This window comes from Mesorhizobium sp. M7A.F.Ca.US.010.02.1.1, assembly GCF_004023085.1.
In the GTDB taxonomy this organism is placed as follows: Bacteria; Pseudomonadota; Alphaproteobacteria; order Rhizobiales; family Rhizobiaceae; genus Mesorhizobium.
In genome coordinates this window covers 1-13,917 of the sequence record NZ_RZRV01000040.1, presented here as the reverse complement: position 1 = coordinate 13,917, position 13,917 = coordinate 1, and the positions used below count along the sequence as shown (strand labels likewise).

General features: G+C 64.3%; 18 protein-coding genes. 7 read left to right on the top strand and 11 right to left on the bottom strand.

The annotated features are described in order from the left end of the window. Positions 1–2 precede the first annotated feature (2 nt). The 4 genes from EOA19_RS28305 to EOA19_RS28290 all read right to left on the bottom strand — a co-directional run bounded on the left by EOA19_RS28305 (position 3) and on the right by EOA19_RS28290 (position 2,877). Positions 3–266 (bottom strand): glycine zipper domain-containing protein, encoded by a 264-nt coding sequence (locus tag EOA19_RS28305; protein ID WP_128305483.1) that lies wholly within the window; start codon positions 264–266, stop codon positions 3–5. A gap of 116 nt (positions 267–382) precedes the next feature. Beyond that, positions 383–904: a hypothetical protein gene (locus EOA19_RS28300; RefSeq protein ID WP_164893065.1), complete on the bottom strand. Its 522-nt coding sequence runs from the start codon at positions 902–904 to the stop codon at positions 383–385. A gap of 185 nt (positions 905–1,089) precedes the next feature. Beyond that, the gene (locus EOA19_RS28295) at positions 1,090–2,292 is read right to left on the bottom strand and encodes an MFS transporter (protein ID WP_128305482.1); all 1,203 of its coding nucleotides are present in this window, start codon (positions 2,290–2,292) and stop codon (positions 1,090–1,092) included. A gap of 126 nt (positions 2,293–2,418) precedes the next feature. Further along, positions 2,419–2,877 carry an Lrp/AsnC family transcriptional regulator gene (locus EOA19_RS28290; RefSeq protein WP_128305481.1) on the bottom strand — a complete coding sequence of 153 codons (459 nt, stop codon included), beginning with the start codon at positions 2,875–2,877 and terminating at the stop codon, positions 2,419–2,421. A gap of 173 nt (positions 2,878–3,050) precedes the next feature. Here EOA19_RS28290 and EOA19_RS28285 point away from each other — a divergent pair, with 173 nt between their 5' ends. Together EOA19_RS28285 and EOA19_RS28280 are read left to right on the top strand one after the other, a co-directional pair. Beyond that, the gene (locus EOA19_RS28285; RefSeq protein ID WP_128305480.1) at positions 3,051–3,785 is read left to right on the top strand and encodes an AzlC family ABC transporter permease; all 735 of its coding nucleotides are present in this window, start codon (positions 3,051–3,053) and stop codon (positions 3,783–3,785) included. Then, on the top strand, positions 3,782–4,081 hold the full coding sequence (locus tag EOA19_RS28280) for an AzlD family protein (protein WP_128305479.1): 300 nt from the start codon (positions 3,782–3,784) through the stop codon (positions 4,079–4,081). The genes EOA19_RS28285 and EOA19_RS28280 overlap by 4 nt, the downstream gene beginning before the upstream one ends. A 55-nt stretch (positions 4,082–4,136) precedes the next feature. Here EOA19_RS28280 and EOA19_RS28275 read toward each other — a convergent pair whose 3' ends face one another. Next, positions 4,137–4,772 (bottom strand): FMN-dependent NADH-azoreductase, encoded by a 636-nt coding sequence (locus EOA19_RS28275; RefSeq protein WP_023809654.1) that lies wholly within the window; start codon positions 4,770–4,772, stop codon positions 4,137–4,139. Between the two features lie 111 nt (positions 4,773–4,883). On the opposite strand from EOA19_RS28275, the gene EOA19_RS28270 reads away from it, so the two are divergent. Then, positions 4,884–5,834: a LysR family transcriptional regulator gene (locus EOA19_RS28270; protein WP_128305478.1), complete on the top strand. Its 951-nt coding sequence runs from the start codon at positions 4,884–4,886 to the stop codon at positions 5,832–5,834. Here EOA19_RS28270 and EOA19_RS28265 read toward each other — a convergent pair. Continuing rightward, positions 5,773–6,393 carry a TetR/AcrR family transcriptional regulator gene (locus EOA19_RS28265; RefSeq protein WP_128305477.1) on the bottom strand — a complete coding sequence of 207 codons (621 nt, stop codon included), beginning with the start codon at positions 6,391–6,393 and terminating at the stop codon, positions 5,773–5,775. The genes EOA19_RS28270 and EOA19_RS28265 overlap by 62 nt on opposite strands. Before the next feature lie 66 nt (positions 6,394–6,459). Here EOA19_RS28265 and EOA19_RS28260 point away from each other — a divergent pair, with 66 nt between their 5' ends. Beyond that, entirely contained in the window at positions 6,460–6,885 is a 426-nt protein-coding gene (locus EOA19_RS28260) for a VOC family protein (RefSeq protein ID WP_023809651.1), read from the top strand. A gap of 6 nt (positions 6,886–6,891) precedes the next feature. On the opposite strand, the gene EOA19_RS28255 is transcribed toward EOA19_RS28260, so the two are convergent. Further along, the gene (locus EOA19_RS28255) at positions 6,892–7,842 is read right to left on the bottom strand and encodes a trypsin-like peptidase domain-containing protein (protein ID WP_023809650.1); all 951 of its coding nucleotides are present in this window, start codon (positions 7,840–7,842) and stop codon (positions 6,892–6,894) included. A gap of 168 nt (positions 7,843–8,010) precedes the next feature. Here EOA19_RS28255 and EOA19_RS28250 point away from each other — a divergent pair, with 168 nt between their 5' ends. Both EOA19_RS28250 and EOA19_RS28245 read left to right on the top strand, forming a co-directional pair. Further along, complete coding sequence (locus tag EOA19_RS28250) at positions 8,011–8,883, top strand: S1C family serine protease (RefSeq protein ID WP_127297400.1); 873 nt, start codon at positions 8,011–8,013, stop codon at positions 8,881–8,883. An 8-nt stretch (positions 8,884–8,891) separates the two neighbouring features. Next, positions 8,892–9,527, top strand: a complete 636-nt coding sequence (locus EOA19_RS28245; RefSeq protein ID WP_128305476.1) for a helix-turn-helix transcriptional regulator — start codon at positions 8,892–8,894, stop codon at positions 9,525–9,527. A gap of 6 nt (positions 9,528–9,533) precedes the next feature. Here EOA19_RS28245 and EOA19_RS28240 read toward each other — a convergent pair whose 3' ends face one another. Continuing rightward, positions 9,534–9,923 (bottom strand): type II toxin-antitoxin system VapC family toxin, encoded by a 390-nt coding sequence (locus tag EOA19_RS28240; protein ID WP_128305475.1) that lies wholly within the window; start codon positions 9,921–9,923, stop codon positions 9,534–9,536. After that, positions 9,920–10,186, bottom strand: coding sequence for a type II toxin-antitoxin system VapB family antitoxin (locus EOA19_RS28235; protein WP_128305474.1), 267 nt, complete (start codon positions 10,184–10,186; stop codon positions 9,920–9,922). Before EOA19_RS28235 ends, EOA19_RS28240 begins: the two co-directional genes overlap by 4 nt. 179 nt (positions 10,187–10,365) lie before the next feature. Between EOA19_RS28235 and EOA19_RS28230 the strand changes: the two genes are divergently transcribed. Then, positions 10,366–11,232 (top strand): NAD(P)-dependent oxidoreductase, encoded by an 867-nt coding sequence (locus EOA19_RS28230; RefSeq protein ID WP_128305473.1) that lies wholly within the window; start codon positions 10,366–10,368, stop codon positions 11,230–11,232. 134 nt (positions 11,233–11,366) lie between these two features. Here the strand turns inward: EOA19_RS28230 and EOA19_RS28225 are convergent, their stop codons facing one another. Both EOA19_RS28225 and EOA19_RS28220 read right to left on the bottom strand, forming a co-directional pair. Then, positions 11,367–11,882, bottom strand: coding sequence for a TIGR00645 family protein (locus EOA19_RS28225; protein WP_128305472.1), 516 nt, complete (start codon positions 11,880–11,882; stop codon positions 11,367–11,369). A gap of 305 nt (positions 11,883–12,187) precedes the next feature. Next, positions 12,188–13,917: OmpA family protein (locus EOA19_RS28220; RefSeq protein ID WP_245486363.1), on the bottom strand; the 1,730-nt coding region annotated here is incomplete at its 5' end.

Genomic DNA, 13,917 nt, shown 5'->3' with positions numbered 1-13,917 from the left:
GATCAGTAGCCGTTCGGGCACCGCGCGACGTAAACCCGGCCGTACCGATCGCGATATCTGCACTGGCCGGCTTCGCTGGCGTGGCCGATGACGGCCCCTGCTATCGCACCACCCGCACCGCCAACAACCGCCCCTTCCACAGGGTCTCCGGCCACCGCGGCGCCTACGGCCGCGCCACCCAAGCCGCCGACGGCGGCGCCTTGTTCGGTACGGGAGCACGCCGAGAGCGGAATGAGCAGGCTCAAAATGAGCAGCGTCTTTTTCATTGGTTCTCTCCTGGGGCTACTATTAGCCAAAGCTTAAATGCTCAAGAGAGCTTTTCGATCCATCGACCGTTGCCTGCCATTCAAGCCTGGCCGTGGCGGAGCCACGCGCCTTCGGCTCAAATGCCTGCGATCGCCAAAAGCCAGGCCAGGATGTCGAGCAGCAGAAACAGCAGCGCAATCTGCAGCGCCACCCGCAGCCGCTGGATAATTCGCCAGTTGCCGGCCATGTCCGCCTTGATGCGAAGGGCAAGCGCGCGGCGCATGGCCGACATCGTCGTCGGCCTGTCGCCGTCGACATATTGATCAAGCAGCTCTTCCGGATCGAAGCGGAATGTATATTGGTGGTAGGGCCAAAGCATGAAGACGATCAACCCGCCGATGCCGAACAGCAGGGCCACCGCGGTCCAGTCCCAGAGCCCAAGCCCATTGGAAAGGGCCGCACCGCCGAGCAATGAGTTTGCGAATGCGGTGGCAAAGACAAGGCTGCCGGCGCGGGTGCTCATGTTCTCCACAAGGGTCTGCTGTTGCGTGAGACCTCTCACCGCCTCCTGATAAATGAATGCAAGACGCGGATCGTCGTCGGCAACAGCGCTTGCGGCAATTCTGTTGCTTTCGCTTCCACTCGGATGTTCCGCCATCAGGGTGTCCTCTCTGGCGTGGACTGGATGCGCGAGCTCAGTCGAGATCCCACGGTGCAAATGTTGTCCGTGGACTGCCCCGCGCAAGGGGGGAACGGATGAAACAGGGGACAGGATCCGTGGCGAACCGAACGGGCCAGGCTGATTGCGCGCCTGGCCAGCAAGGTTTGGGAAATCGACCCGGGCTAAGCTGCCTGCAACTCCCTGCGCGGCAGTGGCGGGAACGCGATGGCGATGCCGACCGCCCCGAGCCCGATAAGAGCAGAGCCTATGAACAGCCAGGAATAGTTGGCGTAGGCGTCGAACACCATGCCGCCGGCAAGCGGTCCCAGCGCCATGCCGAGGCTGGACAGCATGGTGGCGGCCCCGAACACGGTGCCGAGGATGCGCTGGCCGAAATATTCGCGCGCCAGCACCGCATAGAGCGGCATGACGCCGCCATAGGTGGCACCGAAGATGACGGCCAGCATGTAGAACTGCTCAAGCCGGCTGATCGAGAGATAGGCGGCAATGACGATCGCCTGGATCGCCAGGCCCGCGATCAGCACCGGCTTGACGCCCAGCCTGTCGGCCAGCACGCCGTAGAAGAGCCGGCCGCCGAGGCCTGCCAGGCCTTCGACACTGTAGATCGAGACCGCTGCCATGGGGGCGACGCCGCACAGCATGGCATAGCTGACCATGTGGAAGATCGGCCCGGAATGCGCCGCGCAGCAGGCAAAGAAGGTCAGCCCCAGCACGATGAATTGCGGCGAGCGCAGCGCCTGGCCGACCGTCAGGCCGGCACCTTCGGCAACCGGCGCGGAGCCGGGGTCGACTAAGACGGGCTTCGGCGGCTGGCGCACCAGCAGCACCGCCGGCAACAGCAGCAGCCAGGCGGTAATGCCGATGTCGAACATCGCGGTGCGCCAATCATAGGCGGAGATCAGCCAGCGGGCGAAGGGCGAGATCGTCATCGGCGCCACGCCCATGCCGGCCGAGACCAGTGAGACGGCAAGGCTGCGGTTGGTGTCGAACCAGCCTGTGGTCAGCGCGATCATCGGCGCGAAAAAGGCGCTTGCCGCGAGACCGACCAGCACGCCATAGGTGACCTGGAAGCTCAGCAGCGAACCGGCGTGGCTGGCCAGCACCAGCGCCAGCCCGAGCAGCACCGCGCCGATCATCACGACGATGCGGGCGCCAAAACGGTCCGATATCGCGCCCCAGGCGAAGCCACCAAGGCCCATCACCAGGAAGTTGAGCGTCATGGCGCTCGAAATGCCGGCGCGCGACCAGTTGGTGTCGATCGCCATCGGCTCGAGAAAGATCGCCAGCGAAAACATCGTCCCGATGGCGACGCAGGACATCAGCGCGCCAGCGGCGACGATGACCCAACGATAGGAAAGGCTCATTCAAATCTCCCATGCCTAAGGGCAGCGCTGCGCGCTGCTTGCACCCGAAGGACGCCGGCACCGGGTTCGATCCTACAATCCGGTTGCATTTTTTATCCAGTTTGACGTGACGCCGTTTTCAGTAGCTCAGATCGGCAGTTCCGACGTGTATTTGATCGTCTGGCTGGGGACGTCGGTCTTGACGTTCTGCACGCCCTTGATGCGGCTCAGATGCTCCGACTGGAAGCGGCGGTAATCGTCGATGCCGGCCGCCACCACACGCACCATGGCGTCGCAATCGCCGAGCATCAGGTAGCACTCCATCACCTGCGGCAGCTTGGCGACTTCGGTGGCGAAATGCTCGATCGTGTCCTCGTCCTGCGTTTTCAACCAGATGCGGGTGAAGAAGGTCAGGCCCTTGCCGATGCTGGCGGGGTTGAGCACGGCGACGTAGCGGTCGATGACACCGGTCTCCTCCAGCAGCTTCACGCGACGCAGGCAAGGCGATGGCGACAGCCCGACCTCATTGGCCAGATCGTTGTTGGCCATGCGGCCGTCGCGCTGCAGCGCCCGCAGGATCCGCTTGTCGATCTCATCAAGTTTCATGGCTCTGGATTCCATCTATTTATGGCTTTGTAGCGCCAAATGCCAAATTCTGATGAAACACAACAATCTTCGCAACCAAATTGTGAGCCGGTGCCGCTATGTTTGCGGCCGACATCACAAGAGTCCAGAAGCAACCCGGGAGCGGCGGCCGCGAGGCGCGCCAGGGGAGACGCATGAGCATTTCACAGGCAGTCGAGGCGGCGGGCAATGGTTCGGGATCCGAGTTCCGCCGTGGCGTGGCGTCCTGCGCGCCGGTGCTGTTCGGCACCATCCCCTATGCGCTGGTGCTTGGCGCCCAGGCCACGCAGAAAGGCTTAAGCACGGTCGAACTGTCTGCCATGACAGGGCTGAACTTCGCCGGCGGCTCGGAATTCGCGGCGATCCAGTTGTGGACGTCGCCGCCGCACGTCGTGCTCATCGTCGCCATCACCTTCCTGGTCAACAGCCGTCACCTGCTGATGGGTGCGGCACTGGCGCCGTTCTTGCGCCACCTGCCACGACGCAAGGTGTTTCCGGCGCTTTTCTTTATGTGCGATGAAAGCTGGGCGCTGGGCCTGGCCGATGCCAAGCAGCGCACCGCTGCCGGCATCACGCCGGCCTTCAGCCCGCGCTACTATATGGGCGCGGCGCTGGCGATGTATCTCACCTGGGTGGTCTTCACCACGTTGGGCGCTTTGCTCGGTCCGATGCTCGGCGACGTCGGGGCCTATGGTTTCGACATGGCGTTCCCGGCCGTCTTCCTGGTGCTGATGCGCGGCATGTGGACGGGTATGGCGGCGGCGCGGCCCTGGCTGGTCAGCCTGATCGTTGCAGCACTGGTCTATCTCTTCGTTCCCGGCGCCTGGTATGTCGCCGCGGGCGCCATGTCGGGGCTGGTCGCGGCTTGGCTGATGGCGGGTGATGCATGATCGACGCAATGACCTTTCTCACCATCGTGCTGATGGCCGGCGTCACTTATCTGACGCGCATCGGCGGCTATGTCGTGCTGCGCAACCGCATGCTCGGCGCGCGTGCCACGGCGGTCATGGGAGCCGCGCCTGGTTGCGTGCTGATCTCTGTCATCGCACCGGCCTTCGTGTCGAAGTCCCCGGCGGATATTCTGGCGCTGGCTGTTACTCTGGTAGCCGCCACGCGGCTTTCCATGCTGCCGACCGTGCTGATCGGAGTCAGCGCCGCTGGTCTGCTGAGGCACCTCATCGGCTAGAACGAAAAAGGCAGGCGCGCACGCCTGCCTTTCGAAGCGGACAAATTTTGGCTCTTTACGCGGCAGCCGCGACACCCTGGCTGGCGGCCACCACGGCATCGACCTTGGCGGTCGCCTTGGCGAGAGCTGCGGTCACCGCGTCAGGACCCATGCCGACGCCTTCGATGCGGATGACATCGACATCGGTCATGCCGAGGAAGCCGAGCACGCCGCGCAGGTAGGGGATGGCGTGATCGAACTGCACGGCCGCACCTTCGGAGTAGATGCCGCCCGAAGCCAGCACGATATAGACCTTCTTGCCGGTGACGAGACCCTTGGGGCCGTTCTCGCCATAGGCAAAGCTCTTGCCGGAACGGGAGATGTGATCGACCCAGGACTTCAGTGTCGAGGAGATATTGAAGTTGATGAAGCCTGTGGCCAGGATCACCGTGTCGGCGGCAAACAGCTCGTCGAGCACGACATCGGAGACGCCGACGACTTCAGCCTGGCGCGCAGTGCGGGCTTCCGCCGGCACGTAGATGCCGCTGGCGTAGTCGGCATCGATATGCGGCAGCGGGTTGGCGACGAGGTCGCGCACGACGAGCGTGTTCGACGGATCGGCGGCGACGAGCTTTTCAGCGAATTCGGTAGCGATGCGGGTCGAATGCGAGGCGGCGCCCCGCGGGCTTGAGGTGACAAGAAGAATGGACATTTTGGGCTCTCCAGCGGTTCGAATGATTTGTCCCACAAGATATGGGGCTTTCGATCCATTCAATAAACTGGTATATTTTCTATACGATCCATCTATAAGTTAGATATAGCGATGCAGCCCAACCCGACGCTCGATCAACTTCAGATATTTGTGACAGTCGCCGAAGCCGGCAGCTTCTCGGCCGCCGGCCGCAAGCTCAACCGGGCACAGTCCGTGATCAGCTACGGCATCGCCAATCTCGAGGTGCAGCTGGGGCTGAAACTGTTCGAGCGTGAGGGCACGCGCGAGCCGCAATTGACGGAGATCGGCCGGGCGATGCTGGAGGATGCGCGGCGCATGATCGGCGTGCTGCAGCGCATCCGCTCGCGCGTCGACGGCCACCATCAGGGGCTCGAGGCCGAAGTCGCGCTGTCGGTCGATGCGGCGCTGCCGTCGCCGGTGCTGGTGCGGGTGCTGAAGGCATTCGAGGTGCAGTTTCCGACCGTGATGCTGCGCCTGCATATCGGCACGCTCGGCCTGATCCCCGATCATGTCGTCAGCGGGCAGGCCGACCTTGGCATTGGCGGCCTGCTGGGCGATGTCGATGTGCATCTCGCGCGCATCGGCTTCATGTCGATCGTGCTGGCCGCTGCGCCCAGCCATCCGCTGGCCCTGCTGCCGAAGCCGGTGGCGATCGAGGATGCGCGCGAACACACGCAGCTTGTCGTCACCGACCAGTCGGAGCGTACCAAGGGGCGCGACTTCGGCGTCTTCGCCTACCGTACCTGGCGGCTGACGGATGTGCGCACCAAGCATATGCTGATGCGCGAGGGGCTGGGCTGGGGCGGGCTGCCGCGCTGGCTGATAGCAGACGACCTGGCGAGTGGCCGGCTGGTCGAAATCGACCTCGAATCCTTCAGGGAGGTGAGTTCGCCGCTGTTTGCCATGCACCGCAACGATCGCAGCCCGAAGCCAGCGGCCGCCTGGCTGATCGACCAGTTCACGCGCCAGCTCGGCTGCTTCAACGAGTTCGAACCGGGCGAGGTGCCTGAGGAAGAGACAGGCCATCGATCAGCGCCATGAGCACCGCGCGGTAGTCCTGAGCTGACGCACCGGCCTCGGTGGCCAGGGCGGCACGGTCGAAGGCGGAACCGAGCAGTGCGGTCAGCGCGTCGGCCGGCAATCTCGTCATCGTTTGCGCCCGCATCGCCGCGACCAGCCCTTCGCGCAGCGAGCGGTTGCCATGGCGGTTGTCGATCGCGTCCATGGCGGCGCGGCCAAGCACGGCCGGGCCGTCGAGCAGCAGCAGGCGCGTGCGGCCTGGCGCGCGCATGGCGGTGAGATAGGCGTCGGAACCGGCAATCAGTGCGTCGCGGGCAATGAGTGATGGCGCCGAGGCGCGCTCGATCTCCTCGGCGACCGCTGCCGCCTCCTGGTCGACCACGGCGGCAAACAGCGCCTGCTTGTCGGCGAAGTGATGATAGAGCGCGCCGCGCGTCACGCCGGCGGCGGCGACGATCTCCGGCGTGCCGGTCTCGGCATAGGATTTTTCAGTAAACAGCTTTCGCGCCGCGGCAATCAGGTCGGCGCGCGTCGCTTCGGTACGGTCACGGTTGGAACGGCGCGCGGAATCGCGTTGCATACATGCAGCCTGTATGTTAATTCAATTTACATGCAGACTGTATGTTAATTGACGGGAGAAGGAAAGATGAAGACGACGAGCTATTACCCGGTGCTGATGACCGGCGACGTCGCCGGCACGACGGCGTTCTATGTCGAGCATTTCGGCTTCCAGCCGCTGTTTGAAAGCGACTGGTATGTGCATCTGCAATCGGTGGACAACAAACGCGTCAATCTCGGCATCGTCCAGGGCGACCACGAGACCATCCCGAAGGAGGGGCGGGGCCGCACATCGGGCCTGCTGATCAATTTCGAGGTTCGCGACCCGGACGCGGTCTATGAGCGGATCCTTGCCGCCGGCCTGCCGATCCTCCAATCCTTGCGCGACGAGCCCTTCGGCCAGCGCCATTTCATCACCAAAGACCCCAATGGCGTGCTGATCGACGTCATCAAGCCGATTCCGCCGAGCGAGGCGTTTCTGGCGCAGTACGCCGAGGGGGCTGCGGAACGGTGACCGTCCTCAGCCCGCCCTTGCCACCGGCGTCACCGTCACCTGGCTGACGCCGGTGCGGCGCACCACGGTGCATTGTGTCTCGCGGCCGATGCGCTCGGCGTCGAGCACGCGCACCAGGTCGTCGACGCCGGTGACCGGGCGGCCGTCTATTGCGGCGATGATGTCGCCCTCCTTCAAGCCGGCCTTGGCCGCCGGGCCGTCCTTCTCGACGCTGCGCAGGCGAACCGCCGTGCTGGTCGAGACTTGCGACAACAGGGCAGCGCGTCGCGGCAGATTGACGGTGTCGGCCGAGACGCCGATGAAGGCGCGGCGCACGCGGCCGAAGCGGATGATCTCCGAAATGACGAAATTGGCGGTGTTGGAGGCAACCGCGAAGGCGATGCCTTGCGCGCCATGGATCATGGCGGTGTTGACGCCGATGACCTCGCCGGCCGACGACACCAGCGGTCCGCCGGAATTGCCGGGATTGAGCGCTGCGTCGGTCTGGATAACGTCGTCGATCAGCCGGCCGGTGGAGGCGCGCATCGAGCGGCCGAGCGCGGAGACGACGCCGGAGGTGACGGTCCATTCGAAACCGAGCGGGTTGCCGATTGCAATGGCGATCTGGCCGCGCCGCAGCCGCTTGGAATCGCCCAGCGGTGCGATGTCGGCAAAGCTGCCGTCGGCGCGCACCAGCGCGATGTCGGTGTCGGGATCGCGGCCAAGCACGCGGCCTTCGCGGGAGGCACCGTCCGGCATCGACACGCGCACCGTCCTGGCGTCGCCGACGACGTGGAAATTGGTGACGACCAGCCCGTCCGGCGCGATGACGAAGCCGGAGCCATGGCCGCCCTGACCGCCAACGCGCTCAATGCGGCAGACGGCCGGACCGATGCGGTCGACGGCGTCGGCAACCGTCGTCGAATAGGCGTCGAGCAGCGTATCATCGGTTTGGAATTTGGCGACGGCGAGGGCCATGGGAGGGCTCCGTGTGTTCAGGCTTGATCGTGACTATATGTGCGGAGCGGCTGGAACCGCAGCGACCTGACCAGATGGCCAGTCAAACCGGCAACTAGCCGTCAGGCGAGTACCCGCGGACGCGCTGTCGAGCGATATCTGGGGCATGGATGAACCCAGGAGACCATTATGAGCGATTTCAATCTGAGCGCGTTTTCGCAAGCCGTCGCCGATCTCGCCGCCAAGGCCGCGCCGGCAACGGCTGGCTTCGCCACGCATCATCACCGCACGGCAAGCGCCTTCCACTGGCGCGACGGCTATTTCGTCACCGCTGAAGAGGCTGTCGAGGCCGGCGAGGAGATCGAACTGGTGTTGGCTTCGGGGGAAACGGTGAAGGCCGAGCTGGTTGGCCGCGACCCTTCTACCGGTGTTGCCCTGCTGAAGCCGGCGGAGGCCGTCAGCGCCGCGCCGTTGGCCAAGGCCGATGCGGTGCGGCCGGGCAACATCGCCATTGCCATCGGCAGCAGTGACGGTTCCGCTTTGGCTGTTTCAGGCTCGGTGGGCGAAGTCGGCCCGGCCTGGCGCTCGATGCGCGGCGGCACCATCGACCGGCGCATCAATCTTGCCGTCGGCGCGGGCGGCCGTTTCGAGGGCGGCCCGGTTCTCGACGCCAAGGGTGCGCTGATCGGCATGCTGTTGTTCGGACCGCGCCACCGGGCGCTGGTCATGCCTTACGAGACGATCGAGCGGGCGGTCGCGACCTTGCGCGAAAAGGGCCATGTCGCGCGCGGCTATCTCGGCGCCGGCCTGCATCCGGTACGCGACCGCGACGCGCACGGCGCGATGGTGATGAGTCTCGATGACGATGGTCCCGCGAAGTCCGCCGGTCTCTCTCTTGGCGATATCATCGTGGCGTGGAACGGTGAGGCAGTGCACGGCCCGCGGGACCTGATCCGCAGGCTCGGACCCGACAGTGCCGGCGCTTCGGTGACGCTCGGTGTCGTGCGCGGCGGCGAACAGCGCGATGTCGCGCTGACAATCGGCGAAAAGCCGCTGAGCTGAGAGGATCCATGGACACGCTCACCAGCGACCGGATCATGCATGACGGTGCCGTCTCGCGGCGGCTGGTGGTGCTGATTGCGCTTGGCGATGCGTCACGCGCCGAGCGCCTGGCGGCCTCGCTGGCCGCGAGCGATGACCTGCTGCCGGTCGTGGCTGGCGGTGGAAGAGCCGATGTCGCCATCATTGACGACAGCATTGGTGATGGCGTGCCGGCCCTCGTTCCACGGGTGCTGCTGACCGGACGCGCTGGCGGCGAGTGGCCCGCCGGTGAGGTGCTGGCCGTGATGTCCGCTGGCGCGGACGATTTGTTGATCGCCGCGGCGGCGCGGCTGGCCGCGGCCGGCTATCGCGTCTCGGGCGAGCGCGGAAGCGGACGCCATGAGGATTTCCGTGCCGGCGATGGCGAGCCGTTCGAGGAGGAAGCCTCCGACGAGCATGCCGCCCGGCCTTCGCTGTCGCCGCGTGAGGCGGAAGTGTTGGGGCTGCTGGCCGAGGGCGCTCCAAACAAGGTGATCGCGCGGCGGCTCAACATTTCGGTGCACACCGCGAAGTTTCATGTCGCCGCAATCCTGATCAAGCTCGGTGCCGCCAACCGCACCGATGCGATTGCCATTGCGATGCGCCAAGGGCTGGTGCTGGTCTGATCCCGATCACACCGCCGCCTCGATATCGGTGAGGTGGAAATCATCACCCTTGAACAGGAGCGGCATGGCCTCGAGCCGCGCCGTGGCGTAGGCGATGCAGTCACCGAAGTTCAGCCCCGCCGGGTGCCGACCCTTGCCGTAGCGCAGGAAGGCTTGGCGGGCGACAGCTGCATGATCGGCGGTGAAGGCGACGGTCTCGATCGAGGCGGTGTGTAGGAAGCTGTCGAGGCGATCCAGGATTTCATCTTGCTTGCCGCCGGCAAGAACCATCGTCGTTTCAAGAAAAGTTGGCGCGGCCAGCAGGCGTCTCTTGGCCTGCGTGATCGCCAGCACGAAACGTTCGTGACCTGGCTCGGCGCGCAGAATGGCGACCAGGGCCGAGGAATCGATGATCATTTCGTCGGGATTCCGAACTCGTCGTATCCAAGGATTTCGTCGTCGGTCATCGCATTTTCGCGTTTGGGGATTTTTCCGGCGCTGTCGGAGATCGCCAACAACCGCTGAAACAGGTCGCTGGCTTCGTCGCGCGGCACCAGCCGCTCGCGTGCAACCTCGCGCTCGAGACTTTGGCGGATGGCCTCCGTCACCGAGACGCGCCGGCGGCGGGCAAGTTCGCGCGCCAGTTGCTCGACTTCCAGATTCTTGATCGATAGCGCCATTCTATATCATACCTATCCATATAGAATATATACCTAGGCGGTCGATAAATCCAGTAGGTTTGTAGTGCTGGCCAACGACAGCCTCCGCAACGTCACCGTGGCCTCCCGCAGCAAGCTCTTGATGTCCGAGGCCGTCACAGGCAAGGATCGCGCAGCGAGACAATGCAGGCGGAGGGAAAATGTCGCTCAAGGGAAAGACGCTGTTCATCTCCGGCGGGTCGCGCGGCATCGGGCTGGCGATCGCGCTGCGCGCCGCGCGTGACGGCGCCAATGTGACGATCGCGGCCAAGACCGCCGAACCGCATCCGAAGCTGCCGGGCACGATCTATACGGCGGCTGAAGAGATCGAACAGGCCGGCGGCAATGCGCTGCCTGTGCTGTGCGACATCCGTGAGGAGGCACAGGTGGCCGAGGCGGTCGCCAGGACCGTGGAGAAATTCGGCGGTATCGACATCTGCGTCAACAATGCCAGCGCCATCCAACTCACCGGCACGCTCGAGACCGACATGAAGCGCTATGATCTGATGCATCAGATCAACACGCGCGGTACCTTCCTGGTCTCGAAAATGTGCATTCCTCACCTGAAGTTGGCGCAAAATGCTCACATCCTGAATCTGGCGCCGCCGCTCGACATGAAGGCCAAGTGGTTCAGGAACCACGTCGCCTACACGATGGCCAAGTTCGGCATGTCGATGTGCACGCTGGGCATGAGCGCCGAGTTCGCCAAGGACGGTATCTCGGTCAATTCGCTGTGGCCGATCTCGACCATAGACACGGCGGCGGTGCGCAATCTGCTGGGCGGCGCGACGGTTGCGGCGATGAGCCGTTCGCCGGACATCATGGCCGATGCGGCGCATGCCATCTTCATGCGGCCAGCGCGCGAGACAACAGGCAATTTCTACATCGACGAGGAGGTGCTGCGCGCCGAAGGCATCAGCGATTTTTCGGTGTATGCGCCTGATGCGACCGGGCCGCTGGCCGGCGATTTTTTTGTCCCCGACGAGGTGTTCGCCCGCACGGACAGCAAGATCAGGAATATTTACTAGAACTCTTTGTTTTGACGCGACGCGGGCGTTGAGCCAAGCCCTTCGCCACCCGCAGAGTCATGGCAAAGCCTTGCTCGAACAAGGCGGTAGGGCATCGTTCCTGCCGGACTGATTCAACTTCCGGCCGGCGCAGGTCACGCCTCATCCTTCTTGCCTTTGCTCAGGCCCATCAGCCGGTCGATATAGGCGAGCATGAGGGCCGAGACGACGAAGGCGAGGTGGATGATGGTCAGCCACATCAACTGGTCGGTCGTGTAGGTCGACGAGTTCAAAAACACCTGCAAAAGGTGGATGGACGAGATGGCGACGATGGTCGAGGCAACCTTGACCTTCAGCGAACCGACATCGATGGTGCCCAGCCAGTGCACGCCACCCTCCTGGTCGTCGAAGCGGCTGACGAAGTTCTCGTAGCCCGAGATGATGACCATCACCACCAGCGAGGCAACCAGCGCGGCATCGATCAGGCCGAGCATCTTGAGGATAGTGTCGGTGTCACCGAGCGTGAACGCCAGGGTAATGAACTCATAAAGCTTCTTGCCGAAGGACAGCGCATAGACGGCCAATGCAAGGGCCAGGCCTATATAGAAAACGACGAGCAGCCAGCGCGACGTGAGGATGATCGATTCGATGGCGAGTTCGAGACGCTTCATAGGATGATTCCGGCTGGTTATCTCTCGGACAATGGCCGTATTCGGCCAGGTCGCCACCGTTTGCAACACAAAAAACCCCGCCAAACAACGTCCGGCGGGGCTTAATGCGTCCCGCTGGAGTCGGGACGGGGCAGGGAACGCCCAGCGCCGAATCTGGGGTGGCTGCGCCCGCGATTCAATGAGCCGTGTCTAATCCCCGAACAATTCTTGTTGAACCCGGCGCGTTGATCCACCCCCGGCAGTGCCGGGGATGGATGCTTCTCGTGCCGATTCCGCAAACCAGGTCATGGTTTTGAAATTATGACCTAATTGTTGCTGGCGACCGGTGCCACCAGCGACGTGATGCGGCGAATGCCAACGCGCCGGTTCTCGCGGTTCGGCGCCGACGTATTGACCTTCAGATACTCCTCGCCATAGCCCTGTGTCGTCAGGTTCTCCGGCGGGATGCCGAAGGCGTTGGTCAGCGCCTCCGCCACCGATTCCGCGCGGCGATCTGACAGGGCGAGGTTGGCTTCAGGCGAGCCGACGGCGTCGGTGTGACCTTCGATCAGGAAGGTCTCGGCCGGGTTCTTCTTCAACAACTTCTCCATTGCGGTGGCGACGCCCTCGAGCTTCTGCACCTCGGTGTCGGAGATCGAGGCCGAGCCGAATTCGAAGTTGAGCGTGTCGAGATCGACGCGCCGTGCGATGTCGCGCACGCGGGCCGAACGTTTGACCTCGTCGATCGAGTAGAGGCGCTGGACCTTCTCCACCGGTGGCTGTTCGAGGAAGGTGTAGTAGTCGTCCGGATCTTCGACATCCTCGGAGTCCAGAATGTACTCCTCGCGCGGGATTGTCAGCCGCATCGGCGGCAGATCATCGCCGGGATCGCGCCAGTCGCTGTCGTCCTCATAGTGCCGCTCATCGACATAGCTCAGCACATATTCGCGTCCATCCGGCGCAATGCGCGAACGCTGGATGACGTCGCCATAGCGGTTGCGGATGGTGACGATCTGGACACCGTTGTCACGCTCGACGATTTCCCGGGTGCGATTGCCCGAGAGATCCTCATAATAGACGTTCCTGGCGCCGCGGGTCATGCGCGGGGCGTCATTGCTCTCGACGAACGTCTGGTTGTTGAACTGCAGGATGACGCGGTCGCCGAGTTCCCTGACGACGTCGACGCCTTTCGGACGCCGGCGGTCGCGGGCGTTCTCATCGGGTGCACGCTCTACGCGTGTGCCCTTTTCCTCGGTCACCGGCGCGATCTTCTCGGGCTTGATCTCCTGCTGTGCGGCCCTGTCGTCGGTGGGGGGCGGGCCTTGGTCGATGGGAGCAGCCACCGGCTTGCGGCCCTGATCGCCACCTTGCTGGGCATTTTGCCCGCCATTCTGCTGCTCGCCATCCTGGGGGACGATCTTGTCGCCCTGCTTGCGGCCGCCTCTGCGCTCGGCGTCCTTCTGGCTGTCCAGGATGGGAGCGGCGTTTGGATCGGCCGGTGCTTCGCCTTGCACCGGGTTTTCGCCCTGTACCGGTGCTGCCGTCTGACCATTGGCCGGTTGTTCGCCGGTGGCTGGCTGCTCGGCTGTGGCCGGCTGCTCGCCAACAGGTTTCCTGACACGCTTCTTCGTCGTGTCCTGGGGCTGCTCGCCCTGGGCCGCGGGCTGTTCGCCGGCAGGGGCCGTCGCCTCTCCAGCGGGAGCCTCCTTCGGTGCCGGGGCGACTTCAGGTTGGGCCTGCTGGTCCTGCCTGTTCTTCTTGCGCGGCTTGGCCTGCTCGCCGGGCTGATTGTCGTTGGCCGGTTCCGCCTGGCCGGCCGGCGCCTGCTCGGTTTGCTGCTGGTCGCGTTTCTTCCTGCGCGGCTGCTGTTCCTCGGCTGGAGCGGCCTGTTCGGCCGGCGCCTGCTCGGTCTGCTGCTGCTGGTCGCGCTTCTTCCTGCGCGGCTGCTGTTCCTCGGCTGGAGCGGCCTGTTCGGCCGGCGCCTGCTCGGTCTGCTGCTGCTGGTCGCGCTTCTTCCTGCGCGGCTGCTGTTCCTCGGCGGGAGCGGCCTGTTCGG

What these genes read in the sequence shown, in the direction of transcription:
- EOA19_RS28295 (WP_128305482.1), bottom strand. Translation starts at nt 2,292, where the DNA reads ATGAGCCTTTCCTATCGTTGGGTCATCGTCGCCGCTGGCGCGCTGATG.
- EOA19_RS28305 (WP_128305483.1), bottom strand. Translation starts at nt 266, where the DNA reads ATGAAAAAGACGCTGCTCATTTTGAGCCTGCTCATTCCGCTCTCGGCG.
- EOA19_RS28225 (WP_128305472.1), bottom strand. Translation starts at nt 11,882, where the DNA reads ATGAAGCGTCTCGAACTCGCCATCGAATCGATCATCCTCACGTCGCGC.
- EOA19_RS28270 (WP_128305478.1), top strand. Translation starts at nt 4,884, where the DNA reads ATGCAGCCCAACCCGACGCTCGATCAACTTCAGATATTTGTGACAGTC.
- EOA19_RS28260 (WP_023809651.1), top strand. Translation starts at nt 6,460, where the DNA reads ATGAAGACGACGAGCTATTACCCGGTGCTGATGACCGGCGACGTCGCC.
- EOA19_RS28290 (WP_128305481.1), bottom strand. Translation starts at nt 2,877, where the DNA reads ATGAAACTTGATGAGATCGACAAGCGGATCCTGCGGGCGCTGCAGCGC.
- EOA19_RS28265 (WP_128305477.1), bottom strand. Translation starts at nt 6,393, where the DNA reads ATGCAACGCGATTCCGCGCGCCGTTCCAACCGTGACCGTACCGAAGCG.
- EOA19_RS28245 (WP_128305476.1), top strand. Translation starts at nt 8,892, where the DNA reads ATGGACACGCTCACCAGCGACCGGATCATGCATGACGGTGCCGTCTCG.
- EOA19_RS28275 (WP_023809654.1), bottom strand. Translation starts at nt 4,772, where the DNA reads ATGTCCATTCTTCTTGTCACCTCAAGCCCGCGGGGCGCCGCCTCGCAT.
- EOA19_RS28240 (WP_128305475.1), bottom strand. Translation starts at nt 9,923, where the DNA reads ATGATCATCGATTCCTCGGCCCTGGTCGCCATTCTGCGCGCCGAGCCA.
- EOA19_RS28255 (WP_023809650.1), bottom strand. Translation starts at nt 7,842, where the DNA reads ATGGCCCTCGCCGTCGCCAAATTCCAAACCGATGATACGCTGCTCGAC.
- EOA19_RS28280 (WP_128305479.1), top strand. Translation starts at nt 3,782, where the DNA reads ATGATCGACGCAATGACCTTTCTCACCATCGTGCTGATGGCCGGCGTC.
- EOA19_RS28250 (WP_127297400.1), top strand. Translation starts at nt 8,011, where the DNA reads ATGAGCGATTTCAATCTGAGCGCGTTTTCGCAAGCCGTCGCCGATCTC.
- EOA19_RS28235 (WP_128305474.1), bottom strand. Translation starts at nt 10,186, where the DNA reads ATGGCGCTATCGATCAAGAATCTGGAAGTCGAGCAACTGGCGCGCGAA.
- EOA19_RS28285 (WP_128305480.1), top strand. Translation starts at nt 3,051, where the DNA reads ATGAGCATTTCACAGGCAGTCGAGGCGGCGGGCAATGGTTCGGGATCC.
- EOA19_RS28230 (WP_128305473.1), top strand. Translation starts at nt 10,366, where the DNA reads ATGTCGCTCAAGGGAAAGACGCTGTTCATCTCCGGCGGGTCGCGCGGC.
- EOA19_RS28300 (WP_164893065.1), bottom strand. Translation starts at nt 904, where the DNA reads ATGGCGGAACATCCGAGTGGAAGCGAAAGCAACAGAATTGCCGCAAGC.